At 62.5% G+C, this 15,441-nt stretch carries 12 protein-coding genes and 2 pseudogenes; 9 read left to right on the forward strand and 5 right to left on the reverse strand.

What is annotated here, in order from left to right; all coding sequences use genetic code 11:
* The first annotated feature begins 165 nt into the window (after nt 1-165).
* Nucleotides 166-1,785, forward strand: a complete 1,620-nt coding sequence (locus QTL56_RS16965; protein WP_245134319.1) for a hypothetical protein — start codon at nt 166-168, stop codon at nt 1,783-1,785.
* Between the two features lie 273 nt (nt 1,786-2,058).
* Here the strand turns inward: QTL56_RS16965 and QTL56_RS16970 are convergent, their stop codons facing one another.
* The 3 genes from QTL56_RS16970 to QTL56_RS16980 form a co-directional block, all read right to left on the reverse strand.
* Entirely contained in the window at nt 2,059-3,291 is a 1,233-nt protein-coding gene (locus tag QTL56_RS16970; protein WP_245134322.1) for a type II toxin-antitoxin system HipA family toxin, read from the reverse strand.
* Entirely contained in the window at nt 3,291-3,668 is a 378-nt protein-coding gene (locus QTL56_RS16975; RefSeq protein ID WP_245134324.1) for a helix-turn-helix domain-containing protein, read from the reverse strand. Before QTL56_RS16975 ends, QTL56_RS16970 begins: the two co-directional genes overlap by 1 nt.
* Before the next feature lie 165 nt (nt 3,669-3,833).
* On the reverse strand, nt 3,834-4,439 hold the full coding sequence (locus QTL56_RS16980; RefSeq protein ID WP_245134325.1) for a type IV toxin-antitoxin system AbiEi family antitoxin domain-containing protein: 606 nt from the start codon (nt 4,437-4,439) through the stop codon (nt 3,834-3,836).
* A gap of 354 nt (nt 4,440-4,793) precedes the next feature.
* On the opposite strand from QTL56_RS16980, the gene QTL56_RS16985 reads away from it, so the two are divergent.
* From QTL56_RS16985 to QTL56_RS17000, 4 genes and pseudogenes are all read left to right on the forward strand, one after another.
* Nucleotides 4,794-5,987 carry a DUF932 domain-containing protein gene (locus QTL56_RS16985; RefSeq protein ID WP_245134326.1) on the forward strand — a complete coding sequence of 398 codons (1,194 nt, stop codon included), beginning with the start codon at nt 4,794-4,796 and terminating at the stop codon, nt 5,985-5,987.
* Between the two features lie 175 nt (nt 5,988-6,162).
* Nucleotides 6,163-8,303, forward strand: a pseudogene (locus QTL56_RS16990) (ParB/RepB/Spo0J family partition protein).
* A 97-nt stretch (nt 8,304-8,400) separates the two neighbouring features.
* Nucleotides 8,401-8,802, forward strand: a complete 402-nt coding sequence (locus tag QTL56_RS16995) for a hypothetical protein (protein ID WP_245134327.1) — start codon at nt 8,401-8,403, stop codon at nt 8,800-8,802.
* A gap of 149 nt (nt 8,803-8,951) precedes the next feature.
* Nucleotides 8,952-10,127 (forward strand): annotated as a pseudogene (locus QTL56_RS17000) (methylase); the annotation flags it as partial.
* Nucleotides 10,128-10,215: 88 nt separating this feature from the next.
* On the opposite strand, the gene QTL56_RS20905 reads toward QTL56_RS17000, so the two are convergent.
* Entirely contained in the window at nt 10,216-10,590 is a 375-nt protein-coding gene (locus QTL56_RS20905) for a LysR family transcriptional regulator (RefSeq protein ID WP_353958562.1), read from the reverse strand.
* Between the two features lie 253 nt (nt 10,591-10,843).
* Here QTL56_RS20905 and QTL56_RS17005 point away from each other — a divergent pair, with 253 nt between their 5' ends.
* The 4 genes from QTL56_RS17005 (at nt 10,844) to QTL56_RS17020 (ending at nt 13,999) form a co-directional block, all read left to right on the forward strand.
* Entirely contained in the window at nt 10,844-11,266 is a 423-nt protein-coding gene (locus tag QTL56_RS17005; protein ID WP_048649004.1) for a helix-turn-helix domain-containing protein, read from the forward strand.
* Complete coding sequence (locus QTL56_RS17010) at nt 11,263-12,129, forward strand: alpha/beta fold hydrolase (RefSeq protein ID WP_245134329.1); 867 nt, start codon at nt 11,263-11,265, stop codon at nt 12,127-12,129. The genes QTL56_RS17005 and QTL56_RS17010 overlap by 4 nt, the downstream gene beginning before the upstream one ends.
* Nucleotides 12,130-12,139: 10 nt before the next feature.
* The gene (gene tsf, locus QTL56_RS17015) at nt 12,140-13,462 is read left to right on the forward strand and encodes a translation elongation factor Ts (RefSeq protein WP_245134332.1); all 1,323 of its coding nucleotides are present in this window, start codon (nt 12,140-12,142) and stop codon (nt 13,460-13,462) included.
* Nucleotides 13,463-13,807: 345 nt separating this feature from the next.
* Nucleotides 13,808-13,999: a helix-turn-helix transcriptional regulator gene (locus QTL56_RS17020; RefSeq protein ID WP_441295313.1), complete on the forward strand. Its 192-nt coding sequence runs from the start codon at nt 13,808-13,810 to the stop codon at nt 13,997-13,999.
* Here QTL56_RS17020 and QTL56_RS17025 read toward each other — a convergent pair.
* Complete coding sequence (locus QTL56_RS17025; protein ID WP_245134335.1) at nt 13,965-15,221, reverse strand: tyrosine-type recombinase/integrase; 1,257 nt, start codon at nt 15,219-15,221, stop codon at nt 13,965-13,967. The two genes, QTL56_RS17020 and QTL56_RS17025, sit on opposite strands and share 35 nt — an antisense overlap.
* Nucleotides 15,222-15,441: the final 220 nt, after the last annotated feature.

Below are 15,441 nucleotides of genomic sequence, written 5' to 3' on the forward strand. Positions count from 1 at the left end.
CCAGGGATGGCGCCGATCCGCAGCGCATGAAGCACACGCGTTAAGGGTCGTGTGGGCAGCCAGTTTTTGGCGCATTTTGCCGCCTAGCTAAAAGTATGTAACGTAGAAGAATAGAAGCTAAAAAAAGAATGATGCGAATTCGAGGCGAAGTGCGAAGGTGGCGGTATGGTGAAAAACATGACTAACGCCTTTTCGCCTTTGGCGAGCCGTATGCCGCGCGTCGTGCGCGAGCATGAGGTGCTGCGTGTTGCCGGATGGATACCGGGCGGCGATCCTGCCACCATTGGCAATACTGCGATCGGGGAAGTCCTCAGATGGGCACAGCGGCGCAGCGGCGGCCAGTTGCCGGCCGAGGCCTGGGAGCATAATTCCTTCGACTACCTTTCCGGCGGGCGGAACAGCAGCTGCGTGCGCCTCCAATCCGACGCATCCGATCTCTGGGCCATCCGCGCGGACGACCCTGATAAGGCCGTCGCCGAACGAATATGGACGACCGAGGTGGTCGTTGGTCAGTTGCCCGACCAGCCCGCAAAGTTCAGCGCCCGATTGCTCGTCAGTACGCCTGAAGCCGACTTGCAAATCGAACCGCACACGCCGGGTTTCATCCAGCAAGTCGTCGAGAATTGTAGGCTGATCAGCGGCAGCAAGCTGCTCTCTGTCGCGCCGGCGGTCCATGAGACTGAGGCAGATGCCGACGAACTGATCGACTATCTGATCGACCCGTCTCGGCAACTGCCCATCTTTGTCGTGACCTTGGGCGAGAACGGACAATTTAATCATCCGACGCTCGACACGGCGGCTCTGAGTCGCGCCGTGCTTGGCATCGGACATGTAGCCCTGCTCCACCCCGCGGCGACTTGGCGGCTGACCGAACGGTTCGGGAAGTTCAAATCGGTCTTCGGCGGCGCGGCGCGTGTCTATCTGCCCGGCTTTTCCGATGATGCCGACCCCTACATCCATCGCCTCGTTCTCGCCAATCAGCTTGAGACGGCCGAGGGCGCCGCCCGGGCAACTAGCTGGATGCGGCAGCTGGCCGCGCAGGAGAGCATCCTGCGAGGGAAGCTCGGTCGCGATGTGCTGCCCTTCGCGGCGATCCGAGATGCCAGCCTGCAACTGCGCCAACAAAACCTGCGGAACCAGGATGCCAGTGCAAGCGACCAGCTCGTCGCCGCAAACGACCGGATCGCTGCGCTTGAAACGCAAGTCGCTTCGCTCGGCTCGGAACAGGACTACTACATTTCGGAGTATGAGAAAGAGCGGGCACGAGCTGAACTCTCGGAATCTCAGGCGCAGAAATCCGCCTACCGCATTCAGCATCTGACAAACCAGATCAAGGCGAAGGGCGATGATCCCGATCAGGACATTGCCATTCCTGCAAGCTGGCAGGAGCTGCCCGCATGGTGTGATGAACAATTGGCAGGGCGACTGGTTCTGACACCGAACGCACATCGCGGGGCACGGAATCCGGTATTCACAGATGTCGAGACAGCAGCGCAATGTCTGCTGTGGCTGGCGTCGGAATGTAGGGACCAACGCATCAATGGTGGGGGTGGATCGATCAACAACGTGACGATCAAGGATGGCATCCAGAACGCCTCCTGTGGTGCGGACACCTACGAGTTCGACTGGAACGGCCGCAGGTTCTCAGCCGACTGGCACATCAAGAATGGTGGAAACACCCGCGACCCGTCGCGATGCCTTCGCATCTATTACTGCTTTGATCCACAGGCGCAGCAAATCATTGTGTCCGACATGCCTGCGCATCGCCGAACAGGTGCGACATGAGTGAGATCGGCATCACCGATGCTTGCGTGGAAAACTGACATTGCATTTGTCCAATCAGGATATGTCACCATAGTGTGAGTTTGCGACATTTATCGCGGTGGTGGCAGGCGGCGATCGGCGGCATTTTGGGTATTGCGCGGGAATCGCCAAGATGTTGTACGGGAGCCCCGAGCCGAAAGCACTCGCGATCTGGCACGGCTCGAACCTTGCCGAACCGGAAACGGATCGTAATCATATTTGACTAATAAGGTACATTTTACTGTCAGATATGACTTAGAGGTTGCGAGCTATTTCCATCTCACCGCCGACGAATGCAGCCTCGTAGTCCCGCGCCAGCGGGCCAGAGACGCCAACCTGCCTGAAGGCTTCCCGCCATCCGTCCGAAATGCGTTCCGCCATGTTCCGGATCGTCTCCCGTGCCTCGGCCTCGGGAATCTCGAAAAACTCGCAAGCTTCCAGAGCAAGTTTGACCGAGCGGTCATGGGCTCCCCCCTCAAGAATCGCCGTCTCGAGGTGCGGGTTGCGGTCCGGTGCGGGGTTCACGTCGAATACCGGCGACAAGCGCCACCGATCCGCCCCCACATAGAGAAAGCCGTGGTTCTTCAGGTGATCGTCCTTGTTGGACACGAGGATCGTGAAGATCAGACGCCGGTAGAGTTCCCGGAAATCGTCGGAAGGATCGGGTGAATAAGCCCGCATGAAATCGACGATCTCGGTATAGGAACCCAGCTCCGTTCCTGTCTTGCCGAGCGCAGTGCGCGCGGAGATGTAAGGAATCCGTGCAGCCCCACGCCGGTCGAACCGTTGGATCAGCGCAACCGGGAACGGCGTGTCCGCCAGTTCCAGCCGTGTGTCGGGCGTGCGGATACCGCAGGCCGCGGCCAGACGCAGCGTCGCGACCTCGACGCGCTCGATTGGCTGTTGATCGTGGACCGAGGTGAACTTCGCCAGCCACAGCACATCGCCGTCCCTGACATTGGCTTTGGGGCGAGCGCCGCCGGAGCCGCCGGCACCGGCCAGCGCCTGCATTTCCTCGGGCGATATTTCTTTGCCCTGCTCATAGGCTCGCGCGATCGCCGTGATGGCTGCGAGATCGACCAGACGCGGGACGGCGTCCACTGCCTTGCCGCGAATGACCTCACCCTTGTCATCCAGAAAGCGCAACGCACCTTGCCGGCAGGTATCATCGGAAAGCGTCAGATATTGGAATTCGTTGAGACCATTGCCATAGGCACGTTCGAGCAGCCTGCGTCCCCAGCTGTCCGGAGCCGCATCGGCGAAAACGCCCGCCAAAGCGTCGCGCATGTTGCCGGGCTGCCCCGAAGTGTGGAATGGGCCGGCCTCGAGAGGGAAATCGGGCTGTATGGCGAAGGCGCGCGGGTTTTCGATCCATTCGGCGTCATAGGCGAAGGTCGAGAATTGGCGTGGCCCGGCATGGGTGAAACGCAATTGGCCCACCGATGCGCGGCCTTCGCCAAGCGCGACATGGGCGACGAAATCGGCCATCAGAAGGAGGCCCCGTCAGGGTCCACAACGTCCTGCCGATCCTGCGTCTCCTCCGTATGAGCCTTCTGCTTTTTCAGCCTTGCCGCGAAGGAGCGGCCCCTGCGCGGTCCGTGCTCCGCTGCCAGCGCCAGCCCCAGATCGTCCTTGCGGATATCGACCAGGTCAGCGAGCCGCTCCAGAAGACCGAGCACAACGAGAACGTCGGCAAGCGTTCCGATGGCGACACCGGGATCACCCCGTTCAAGGCGCGCGATGGAACTTGGCGAGGTTCCCGCACGCACGGCGAGATCCGCCACGGCAATACCACGCCGCAGCCGCGCTTTGCGGATATCCTGGCCCAGCCGTTCCAGTGCTGGCTTCGCCTTAGGAGAACCCATCTCAATCATCCATATATGATGCAAAACGCTGATAAACCGATCATATATGACTAATTAGCTCCAAGGTCAAGAATTTCAGTCGGTGCCTCCAAGATCACCATCGCCTCGTTTTGGCGATCTGCGACAGGCGGGGCGCGAACTGATGCGCCGATATTCTCGATTTCCTTAGCCATTGGCGGTCAGTGCCTCGAGATAGGGCCGAATGACCGTGGCGACCGATCCTCGTGCAGCCTGGCTGGCAATCTCGCTTGGCGTCGTCTTGCGCTGGCGCAGCGCTTCCTGAAGACCTTCGATCGCCACGGACAGGCCAATCTTGTTCCGATACCGGAAGCAATCGGCAATCGTCTTTGCGACGCCGAAAACCTTCACAGGCACCCTCTCGATAGGGTGGGTCTCAACCCCCTCGGTCAGGAGACGATCTGTGAAACGTACCAGCCTAATGGGTGTGCCTTCGGGTTTCGGAGACCAGTCCTTCTGGCCCACGGCGAGCCAAACTTTCCTGGGCAGCTGATCGGTCAGCCCGTGGAACGCCAGGGCAGAAACGAGGCAAACGACGCCCTTGGGAATCCGTTTGGCCGTCTCTGCAAGACTATGGTGAACGTCGAGGGGCGCGTCGGAAAGTTGATAAAGTCCGCGCGCGAGTCGAAGCACCTCGCCGTCCCGTTCCATCCGGCTCATGGTGGCGGCCGTTACGCCCGCCTCGCGCAGCTCTGCCAGGCGCGAAATGCCGCGCGCGGTCAGCACGGTATGGGCAATCTGGCGTTGGGACATGGATGACGGCACGATACGGAACCTCGGAGAAAAGGACCTCTTATCCGAGGAATTGTATCAATCTGCGTGGATGAAGAAAGGTGCCAGGTAGAAGAGGCTGCCGCTCTACGAAACGCGTTCGCCTCAAACGGACCCCTGAGCCAACAGCGACGACTGCTCAACAGGTCACCTTGTACATCCGCACCGGGAGGGGAAAGCCTTCCCCTGCGCCCGAGCCCGCTGGTCTCGACCGACCCCTTCTGCAGGGCGGCTGCCCCGCAACGCCCCGCTGAGAGTGAGAGAGTGGACTTGTTTCCCGTGACGGGTTGAAGGTTGGAGAAGAGGTCTCCGGCGCCCGTCATGGAGATTGGTCCCATGAATATGCAGGTCCTCGATGCGCGCCGTGACACCAGCGGCGGTTACAAGGTCGATGTCGGCCGTGGCGAGCGGGTCGGCCGCGTCTCGTCAGAGTGGTTCTCGCGTCCGGCCGACGAGCGCTACCTGTCTCTGTCCGAGTTGGCCCGCACTGCCCGCGACCGCACCGAACGCAGCCGGACGCGGGTGGTGGAGAGTGCGCTCGTCCATGTCGAGGCGAACCGCAACGACCCGGAGCGGCTGGCCCTCATCCTGCCGGGCACGGATACGCCAGTCGCGCCGACGCACTGGTCCTTCGGACAACTCGCCAGCCTGGTCGGAGCGCCCGCAGCCTATCTGCGCCAGCTCCCGGCCGCCCTCGCTGGCATCAACCTGCAATATGGCCTGACCTCCAATCGGGCCGAGCAGATCAAGACGCTCGAAACCGATACTGGGCGTGTCGAACTGCGCGCCGTCACTGGCCCGGACTATGGCCGCATCTACGATCACGAACTGGTCGAGGCGGTGCAGCGCATTGCCGGCAACGGCACGGGCGACACCCGCTGGAAGGTGCCGGGCGTGCTCGACTGGTCGACCGGAATCTACAATCCGCGCGTCGACATCACCAAGGATACGACCACGCTCTATGCCTCCGACCGCGACGTCTTCCTGTTCCTGGTCGACGACCTGAATCCGATTGAGGCCGGCCGACTGCCGGACGGATCGCCCGACCTCTATTTCCGCGGCTTCTATTGCTGGAATTCCGAAGTCGGCGCCAAGACGCTCGGCATGGCGAGCTTCTATCTGCGCGCGGTCTGCCAGAATCGCAATTTGTGGGGCGTGGAGGATTTCGAGGAAATCACCATCCGCCACTCCAAATATGCGGCCAACCGCTTCGCGCATGAGGCAGCCCCGGCGCTGCTGAACTTCGCCAACTCCTCGCCCCTGCCGTTCGTCAACGGCATCAAGGCCGCCCGCGAGCGGATCGTCGCCAGAACGGACGAAGACCGCACCGACTTCCTGCGTCGGCGGGGCTTCTCCAAGGCCGAGACCGGCAAGATCATCGACAGGGTGCTGGCGGAGGAAGGCCGTCCTCCGGAGTCCATCTTCGATTTCGTGCAGGGCATCACTGCCGTCGCGCGCGACAAGCCGCATCAGGACGCCCGCCTCGACATGGAGGGTAAGGCCAAGAAGCTGCTCGATCGAGCTGCCTGATTTCCGCGAAGCCGGGGATGCGGTTGTCCGTGTCTCCGGCTTTGCGCTTCCGTGCCTTTCTGGTTTGCCGGTCCGTGGCGCTGCCCCCTTTAGAGGAAGAGGGCGGCGCTTCGCTCCGTGACGGGTTGGAGGTTGAGAGAGAATCTCTCGGCCGCCCGTCGCGGAGTAATCCCCGATGGCTACTGCTGTTCAGAAGATCATCCTGTCGTCCTCGCGCGACATCCCCTTCAACAAGCTGGTGCTCAGCCAGTCCAACGTCCGGCGGGTGAAGGCCGGCGTCTCGATCGAGGACCTGGCGGCCTCGATCGCCCGGCGCGGCCTGATCCAGAGCCTCAGCGTCTTCCCCGTCGTTGACGCCGAAGGCAACGAGACCGGCATGTTCGAGGTGCCCGCCGGCGGCCGCCGCTTCCGCGCACTCGAATTGCTGGTGAAGCAGAAGCGTCTCGCCAAGGTCGCACCCGTGCCCTGCGTGGTCCGCGATCGCGACGGCGTCATCCTTCCCGAGGAAGTGTCGCTCGCCGAGAACATCGAGCGCGCGCCGCTCCATCCGCTCGATCAATTCCGCGCCTTCCACGACATGCTGACCAAGGGCATGACCGAGGAGGAGATCGCCGCGGCGTTCTTCGTGCCCGTCAACGTGGTCAAGCAGCGGCTGCGCCTCGCGACCGTCTCACCGGTCCTCCACGACGTCTATGCCGACGACGGCATGACGCTGGAGCAGCTCATGGCCTTCACGGTCTCCCAAGACCACGAGCGTCAGACCCAGGTCTGGGACGCGATCAAGGACGCCTGGTCGAAGGAGCCCTATCAGATCCGGCGCATGCTGACCGAGACCACGGTGCGCGCGTCCGACAAGCGTGCCGTCTTCCTCGGCATCGAAGCCTATGAGGCGGCTGGCGGCACCGTCATGCGCGACCTCTTCCAGGCCGATGATGGCGGCTGGCTGCAGGACGTGGGGCTTCTCGATCGCCTCGTCGCCGACAAGCTGAAGGCCGAGGCTGAGGTGATCGCCGCCGAGGGCTGGAAGTGGATCGAGGTCGCGGTCAGCTTCCCCTACGACGCCGTTCGCGGCCTCCACGAAGTCTCCGGCACGCCGATCGATCTATCGGCGGAGGAACAGGCGACCATCAAGGCGCTCACCGCCGAGCAGGTCAGGCTCGAAGCGGAATATCAGGACGCCGACGAACTGCCCGACGAGGTCGACGAGCGTGTGGGCGAGATCGAGACGGCTCTGGCGGCGTTCGACGATCGCCCGGAGCACTTCGACCCGACCGACATCGCCATCGCCGGCGTGTTCGTCAGCATCGACGCCAACGGGTCGCTTTCGGTCGATCGCGGCTTCGTTCGGCCCGAGGATGTGCCTCAGGTCCGGACCGATGGTGAGGAAGGATCGGAGAAGGAGATCGAATCCGATGGCACCGCGAGCCCGTCGGTGCAGCGCGCCGTCATCACATCGGCGGCCAGCCTGTCGAACCGGAGGACGATGAGGACGACAGCATCAAGCCGTTGCCCGAACGCCTTGTGATCGAGCTGACCGCCTACCGCACCCTCGCGTTGCGCAACGCGGTGGCGGAGAATCCGCACATCGCCATGACGGCGCTTCTCCACAAGCTAGTCTCGGACAACTTCATGACCCGCATGTACACGGGCGCCATGGAAGCGGGGGTGAAACACATCTTCTTCCCGGTTCAGGACGAGACTCTGAAGGACAGCCCCTCCGCGCGGGCTGTGCAGGAGCGTCACGACGCCTGGGCCGCCGACATCCCGAAGGACGACGACGCCCTCTGGGACTGGCTCGCTGGTCTCGACGATGCCAGCCGCATGGCGCTACTGGCGCATTGCGTCAGCTATGGGGTCAACGCGCTCTATGAGCGGCCGAACCCGCACAGTGCGGGCGGCATGTCGCAGCATACGCTCGATATGAGGCTCGCGCAGGCCGACCGGCTGACGCGGGCGACCGGGCTCGACTTGGTCGAAGCCGGCTGGCGTCCGACCTTCGGGAACTACCTCAACCGTGTCACCAAGCCGCGCATCCTCGAAGCCGTCCGCGAAGGCGCCGGCGAACGGGCAGCACAGCTCATCGACCATATGAAAAAGGGCGACATGGCCAAGGAGGCCGAGCGTCTCCTGGCCGACAGCGGCTGGCTGCCCGAGCCGCTTCGACTTGCCGGTGTCGACGGTGATCCGGCACCGGACGCGGACGGCGATGGCAAAACCGAGGGCGCCGAGCTGCCCGACTTCCTCAGCGCCGACGAAGAAACGGAATCGCCGGCCGATGGCGAAGGCGACGAGCGTCACCTCATCGCCGCCGAATGAGCGGCTCGCGGGGCGGCTTCGGCCGCTCCGCACCTTCCAATTCCAACTACTCCGAGCCCGGCCCTGCTCCGGGCTCTTTTCGTTTCAGGAGCCTGATATGGCCGAATATCTCACCCGCTTCTCCTGCCTGCTCGACGTCGGCTCGGTCGCCAATGTCGCGCGGGCGTTCGACATCTACACCGCGCTGATGGCCGAGAACGGTCGCGAGGACCCGCCCGCCGAGCCATTCCTGCTCTCGCTCACGCCCGAGCATGGCGCGACACGCCTCTGGCTTCGCGACCCCGGCACCGCCGATCCGCAATTGCTGGTCACCTTCGTCACCCGTTGCGCGGAGACATTCGCCCTCACCGGCACCTGGGGCTTTCAGTGGGCCGGCGTCGCCTCGGACCCTGTCATCGACGGCTTCTCCGGCGGCGCCCATCTGCTCGATCTCTCCACCGGCCGCACGATCGAGTGGATCAGCACCGGCCGGTGGCTAGCTGAGGGAGCTGTGCGATGATTCCCGACCATGCGCGCGCCCGGCCTCACGGTCGGGCGCTTTTTTATGTCAGCGGACGAGAGGAAGAGGACGGCCGGGACGGATCGAGTCCGGGCGGTCGAGAGAGAGCGCCGCCGGGCTTGTCCCTTCCGCTCTCCCGAGGTCCCCCCATGAACATTCTGTCTCCCGTGGCCCTTCCGGCCGCGCCCGTCACCCGTGCGTCCCCGATCCTCGCCGTGGCGCAGCAGCTTCTCGATTATCTCGAACGCGGCCAGCGCATCGACGCCGCGCTCCTCCGTGCAGCGATGGAAGCGGCCTTCCGCGCATCCGACACCAGCGGCGCCTGGGACTGGAAGGCGGCCTATGAGGCCTGCGAGGTCGCGACAGTCCTCTTCCTGCGCAAATACGGAAAGGCACTTTTCCGTAAGGCCGCATCTCCGGCTGCACGTCTTTCCGCTCTTGGGAAGATCGCCGGGCTCCTGCCGACGCATACGCGGCGCTCGGAAGAATCGCAGGCGCTCCAGCAGTTCTCGACGCCGGCGCCGCTCGGCCTCGCCGCAGTGGTGGCCGCCTCCATTGCCGCTGGCGCCATCGTGCTGGAGCCCTCGGCTGGCACCGGCCTGCTCGCCGTCCTGGCCGAGATTTCAGGCGGAACGCTCCTCCTCAACGAACTGGCCGAGACCCGAGCCGATCTGCTCGCTGCGCTGTTTCCGGCCATTGCCGTCACCCGCTTCGACGCGGCCCAGATCGACGATCATCTCGCGCTGGGTGCCACCCCGTCAGTGGTGCTGATGAACCCGCCGTTCTCCGCGATGGCTAACGTCTCCGGCCGAGTGGCCGACGCCGCCTACCGCCACATCGCTTCAGCGCTGGCCCGGCTTGCCGGTGGCGGGCGGCTGGTAGCGATTACCGGTGCCAACTTCAGCCCCGAGCATCCGGCTTGGGCAGCGGCCTTCGTCCGGCTTCAGGAGCGTGGCCGCATCGTCTTCACCGCGGCCGTCGACGGCTCAGTTTATGCCAAGCACGGCACGACCATCGACACGAGGCTGACGGTCATTGACAAGCTGCCGGCCGACGATCGGGCGGCGTTTCCCGCTTCGCCCGGCATCGCGCCGGACATCGAAACGCTGCTCGGCTGGATTGAGACGCAGGTTCCGCCGCGTCCAACTGCCACCCTCCCGTCAGTGACAACCTCGGCGTCCGCCGCGACGCCCCCCACCGTTCGCGGATACCTCGCGGGTACCGCTGCTGTACGTCCCGCCACGCCCGCGTCCATTGAGCCCGAAGGCGTCGAACTCGCCTATGAAACCGTGGACTGGACGCCCGCCGAAAACGGCCGGATCAGCGGCTCTCCGATGACAAAGGCGACATCGAGCCGCCCTCGCGATACGCCCGCGAGGGTGTCATCGAACGAAGCTTCCTCCACTCGGATCTTCACCTTCGGAATTTTCGTCGATAGGTTCTCAGGAGTTCCGGCAAGGGGCCTTGAGTAAGCGTTCCCATCAGGCCGATCCGCAAGTGCCCGTGTTGCCCGGTGTGGGACGACGCTAGTTCCTTGACCGCCCTGTGGAGATGTTCCGCTCCAACACGCGCTTCCTGAAGGAAATGGCTACCAATGGGAGTCAAGACCACCCCAGTACGGCGGCGCTCGAACAGAGCGACGCCGAGCCGCCGCTCGAGAAGCTGTACTCGGCGTGTGAGCGTAGACTGGTTGACCCCGATGGATAGTGCCGCGCGACGGAACGATCCGTGCTCCGCGGCAAGATGAGCATAACGAAGGTATCGCAGGTCAAGCGAGAGATCGGGCACTCTCGGCCCTCCGCTCCGACCTCCGCATGGTCGGCGTGAGCTTGCAGTTCATCCGACGCGATCGCCAGCCTGGGCCGCAGGTAGCCATCCAAAACCAACCTGCCGGTGAGATCCATCTATCCCCAAACCTCCTTCGGAAGCTCTCTTCCATTCCTCTAAACTCCGCATTATAACCTTTATAAGCCATTGTGTGCGACTGATTCCCTTATATAGGGAATTTAGAGGAACTTAAAGCCTACCAGAGGTAACAAAAATGTCGGAAGAGTTCTATACGGTCGAGTTCGCCGCGGAGCAGTTGAAGCTGCATCCAAAGACCGTCCTCAAATTCATTCGTCAGGGTCAATTGCGTGCCACCAAGGTTGGTCGCCAGTATCGCATCTTGCGCTCAGACCTTGCCGCCTTGGTTGGTGATCATCGTGCGGCTCGGGGCGCGTTGCGCGAGGTTAGGTCGACCACGATCGTCGATATCTCCAACGCGGATGCCGAGTTCGCACGGAGGATGGCGGCACTTCTGACAGGCGCCCGCAAGGCAAACGGCCGGTCTGCCGAGCCCATGAGCGTGGACGTCACACACGATCCGGCGAACAAGCAGGTCAAGATCATCATCGTCGCCCGGCCATCGGATGCTGCCGAACTCCTGCAACTCTCCGAAGTCCTGCTGGAAGGCCGTACATGAGTTCCGCCTTCCGAACACCAGAAGGCGCGAAGGCGGTCCGCGAGAGCTATGAGCAGCTTCTGGAGCATTGGCCGTCGCCAAGCCGTCGCCATCTTGTGCCGACCTCAGCGGGTGAGACATTTGTGATTGAAAGCGGCCCGCTCGATGCACCAGCCGTCGTCCTGTTGCATGGCACTGCTGCGAATTCCGCCATGTGGCTGAGCGACGTTGCCGCGTGGACCCAGCGATTCCGCGTGTTTGCTGTCGACATCATCGGCGATGCTGGTCTCAGCGCCTTTAACCGCCCAGCGCTCGATACCGACGCGCATGCGCGATGGCTAGACGAGGTTCTCTCAGCTCTTTCGATCCAGCGCACGTCGCTTGTCGGCATCTCCATGGGCGGCTGGCTCTCGCTCGACTACGCGACGCGCCGTCCTGAGCGCGTGCAGAAGCTCGCCGTCATCAACCCCGCCGGCGTCGGCGAGCCTCGGAACGTGCTCATCTGGGCGCTGCCGCTCTTGATGCTTGGCCGGTGGGGCCGCCGCAAGATGATTGAGCGGATCGCCGGCGCTCCGAGCGGTGCGCCGTCCCCGGATCAAGCGGCAGTGGCTACTTTCCTAGAACTGATCTTCAGCCACTTCCGGCCGCGCACAGCGGCGCTCCCCCGGTTCGACGATGCCGCATTGGATCGGCTATCTATGCCTGTCCTGGCGATCATCGGAGGTAGGGACGTCTTTATCGACGCGCCCGGCACCCGCGCGCGTCTCGAGGCGCATGTTCATGACCTGACGATGTCGTTCCTTCCAGACGCCCATCACTTCGTACCCGGTCAGACTTCGAAGATCGAAGCATTCCTGGCGGCCAAACCGACAGCGTCAGCATAGGAGCGTCGCTTTGAAGGAGAAGATCGATATCAACCTCGTCAAAGCCCTTCGGAAGCGCACCGCAGCCGGAGTGGTGAGTTGCAGAGACGCGCTGATCGACACCGGTGGCGACCTCGATTCGGCAGTGAAACTCCTGCATGAACGGCATCTCTTGCCCGCCGCCATTGAGCGCCGACCTACGGCCGAGGGGCTGATCGCCTTCCTCGTCGATGGCCGTTGCGGCGTCATCGTTGAGCTCGCTGCAGAGACAGACTTCACTGCCGTCAATCCGCTTTTTCAACAAGCAGCGCAAGCTATCGCGCGTACCACGTTCACGGTGGGAGGCGAATTGGCCAATACGCTCGCAGCGCCGTCGCCCGATGGTCAGGGAGACATCGCAGGCTATGTGCGACGACTGGCTGCAACGTTCGGCGAGAACATTCATGTCCGGAGGGCAAGCATCCTCAGGACCGAGAATGGGTTGATCGGCGCATACGCGCACAATCCGCCGGTGCCGGGCCTTGCGAGAATGGTGGCGCTAGTGGCAATCAGCGGACAGGCCCCCGGTTTGTCTGGCAATTTAGTTGCCAAGAAGCTGGCCATGCACGTCGTCGGCGCCGCGCCGCTGTGGTCGAACGTCGATCATGTTCCGCCGTCGGTTCGCGATCAGAAGCGGTTGAGAATCGACGACGACCGTGAGCATAGCCCAGACGAACGCGACGTCAGTTCCGCCATCGAGGCACGGCTGGAGCGGTTCTACGATCAGACCGTCCTTCCTCGACAACGCTACCTGCTCGACCCCTCGATGACCGTTGCCGAGTTTCTGGCTGCCGAGGCCGGGTCTGATGCTCACATCGAGGGTTTCGTCTGTTTCCGCATCGGAGAGGACGCCGCGCACGACGCGCGTGTTGCCGAAGCTGCGGAGTTCGAATGGACCTTCGGCAACGATTGGTCTGACGAGCGCCCTTCGAAACTGACCGCCATCGGCAATGAGCGGGTCTTTGAGATCTCGCCTCATGGACCGAAGCTGCGGGACGATCGTGACGCCGTCGATCTTATCAATGCGGCATGGTCGGGCGGAGCGACCATCATCGCCCTTCCTGTGGAGCGTCTGTCGACGGATTTCTTCCCTCTCAGCACAAGGAAGGCCGGGACGATACTGCAGAAGTTCTCGAACTTCGGCACACGCGTTGCCATTGTCGGCGACATTTCCTCCGAACTCAGTGCGAGTTCGGCGCTACGCGACTTCGTCTATGAATCCAACCACCGCGGTCAGGTCGTGTTCGTTCTCGACCTGACCGCGTTGATGCAAGGATTGCGGAAATCACAGCACGACAACGGGGATACCGCATGAAAAGCTAAGCGTCGCGATCATCGGCCGAACGCTGGCAGCCAACAAGCTTTTGAAGGACCGAGAAGATCGCCAATCGCCTTTAGGTAGCCTTCCAACGCAGCACGCCCAGTCTCAGACAGGTGAAAACTTGTAGCAGCCGACGGAAACCCGCCGATGTGTACGCTACAGCCCGAAAATGCCGCACGGCATTTCGAGGGGGCTTCCAGTACCGATATCTATCGCTTTCAATCGCCTTAGAGAAGGAGATTGAAAATGCGAAAGACCGAAACTACCCAAATCAGGCGAACAATCCGGCGCCACCAGTGACGCGAGATGGTGCCGATGGCTGACAGCACGATTTATGAAATGGAGCAACGTGGCGAGTTCCCCCGTCGGTTCGCGCTCTCGCCACGGTGTATTGTTTGGGACCTGGCCGAGGTCGAGGCTTGGCTGATGGTAAGGCGGGCTGCCCCGATCCGTCGAGCACAGCACCCTGACGTCACCAAGCGGAAAACCCGCCCGGTCAAAGAGCGGGATCAAGCTCCATCAAGGGCATAGCTGGCGGCAGAAGCGTTGGGGCGTGCTTCCGACCGTCGATCCAAGCGTCCACGGTATCTGCCCACTGCTGCATCATATGCCGGCGCTGCACCTCATACTCGGCCTTGTTGTAAACGCCGCGCGATGAACGCCCGTCCTCGTGCGCCAGGCACTTTTCGATCCAGTCGCTGTTAAAGCCCAGCTCATTTAGCAGCGTCGAGCCCGTCCGCCGCAGATCATGGACCGTGAAAGGCTCCAGCGGCAGCCCCTCCTTCTTGGCCTGTTCGACGACGGCATAGGTGACCCGATTGAAGGTCGCGCGCGACATCGGCGCGTCCGCGTCGTACCGGGACGGCAACAGATATCGGGAGTTGCCGGAGCAGGTCTTGAGCGCGATCATGATGTCCAACGTCTGTCGGCACAGGTAGACGTTGTGCGGTTTCGACCGCTTCATGCGCTCCTTCGGGATCGTCCAGACGGCGTTGTCGAAATCGATCTCGTCCCACACCGCATCCTGCAACTCACTTTTCCGGACCATGGTGAGGAGGAAAAGTTTCATGCCGAGGCGGATTGTCGGTAGCGTCGCGACATGCTCGAGCTGTTTGAACATGATGCGGATCTCGGCGGGTGAAAGCGCGCGATCCTTCGGCGTAAAGGTGGCGATCGAGGCCGGCCCAACGTCATCGGCCGGATTGGCGACCTTCTCGCCATGCAGAATGGCATAACCGTAGATCTGCTTGAGGATATCCCTAACGTGGATGGCGGTCGCAGGCGCACCCCGCTCGACGATCTTGCCGCAATGGGCGCGCAGGTCATCAGGTGTGATCTCTGTCAGAAGTCGGTTCCGCCAGACGGGCATGAGTTCGCGTTCGAAGATGGAGCGGCGCATCGCGCGGGTGCTGTCGGCCATGGTCGCGTTGGTCAGCCATTTCTCGCCGAACTGGCCGAAGCTCTTTGCTTCCTTGATCCGGCGCTTCTCCCGCTGCTTCTCGATGGCGGGGGACCGCCCCTCGGCAATCGCCCGGCGCGCATCAATGCATAGCTCTCGAGCCCTGGCGAGCGATATCCCGTCGCGGGCATACCTACCAAGATAGACGGTCTCCCGTCTGCCATTTAGCCGATAGTCGAGCCTGAACGAGATGGCGCCCGAGGGTGCGACGCGCACATACATGCCGTCACGATCAGTCACCTTGTACATTTTTGCTTTTGGTTTCAAGCCCTTGAGTGCTGCATCGGTCAACATTTCGGGCCTCCTCGCGGAAAAGTACCGTCACGCGGTTTTTGGAGGCCAATGTCGTCGAAAACGCTTATATTTCAGCGTATTAGTTCGAAAAAAGTACCGTCACGAGCCTCGTTCCTCCTGACGGTACTTTCGTTTTTGCGATTGAGCAATGGGGGCGAGGCCCGTCAGGCGGGCCGCCGGACGTGATCTATGCCTACCGATAGATGTCGATAGGTACGGA

Origin of the sequence: Peteryoungia algae (assembly GCF_030369675.1) — a bacterium.
GTDB lineage: Bacteria > Pseudomonadota > Alphaproteobacteria > Rhizobiales > Rhizobiaceae > Allorhizobium > Allorhizobium algae.

What these genes read in the sequence shown, in the direction of transcription:
- QTL56_RS16965 (WP_245134319.1), top strand. Translation starts at nt 166, where the DNA reads ATGGTGAAAAACATGACTAACGCCTTTTCGCCTTTGGCGAGCCGTATG.
- QTL56_RS16970 (WP_245134322.1), bottom strand. Translation starts at nt 3,291, where the DNA reads ATGGCCGATTTCGTCGCCCATGTCGCGCTTGGCGAAGGCCGCGCATCG.
- QTL56_RS16975 (WP_245134324.1), bottom strand. Translation starts at nt 3,668, where the DNA reads ATGGGTTCTCCTAAGGCGAAGCCAGCACTGGAACGGCTGGGCCAGGAT.
- QTL56_RS16980 (WP_245134325.1), bottom strand. Translation starts at nt 4,439, where the DNA reads ATGTCCCAACGCCAGATTGCCCATACCGTGCTGACCGCGCGCGGCATT.
- QTL56_RS16985 (WP_245134326.1), top strand. Translation starts at nt 4,794, where the DNA reads ATGAATATGCAGGTCCTCGATGCGCGCCGTGACACCAGCGGCGGTTAC.
- QTL56_RS16995 (WP_245134327.1), top strand. Translation starts at nt 8,401, where the DNA reads ATGGCCGAATATCTCACCCGCTTCTCCTGCCTGCTCGACGTCGGCTCG.
- QTL56_RS17005 (WP_048649004.1), top strand. Translation starts at nt 10,844, where the DNA reads ATGTCGGAAGAGTTCTATACGGTCGAGTTCGCCGCGGAGCAGTTGAAG.
- QTL56_RS17010 (WP_245134329.1), top strand. Translation starts at nt 11,263, where the DNA reads ATGAGTTCCGCCTTCCGAACACCAGAAGGCGCGAAGGCGGTCCGCGAG.
- QTL56_RS17020 (WP_441295313.1), top strand. Translation starts at nt 13,808, where the DNA reads ATGGAGCAACGTGGCGAGTTCCCCCGTCGGTTCGCGCTCTCGCCACGG.
- QTL56_RS17025 (WP_245134335.1), bottom strand. Translation starts at nt 15,221, where the DNA reads ATGTTGACCGATGCAGCACTCAAGGGCTTGAAACCAAAAGCAAAAATG.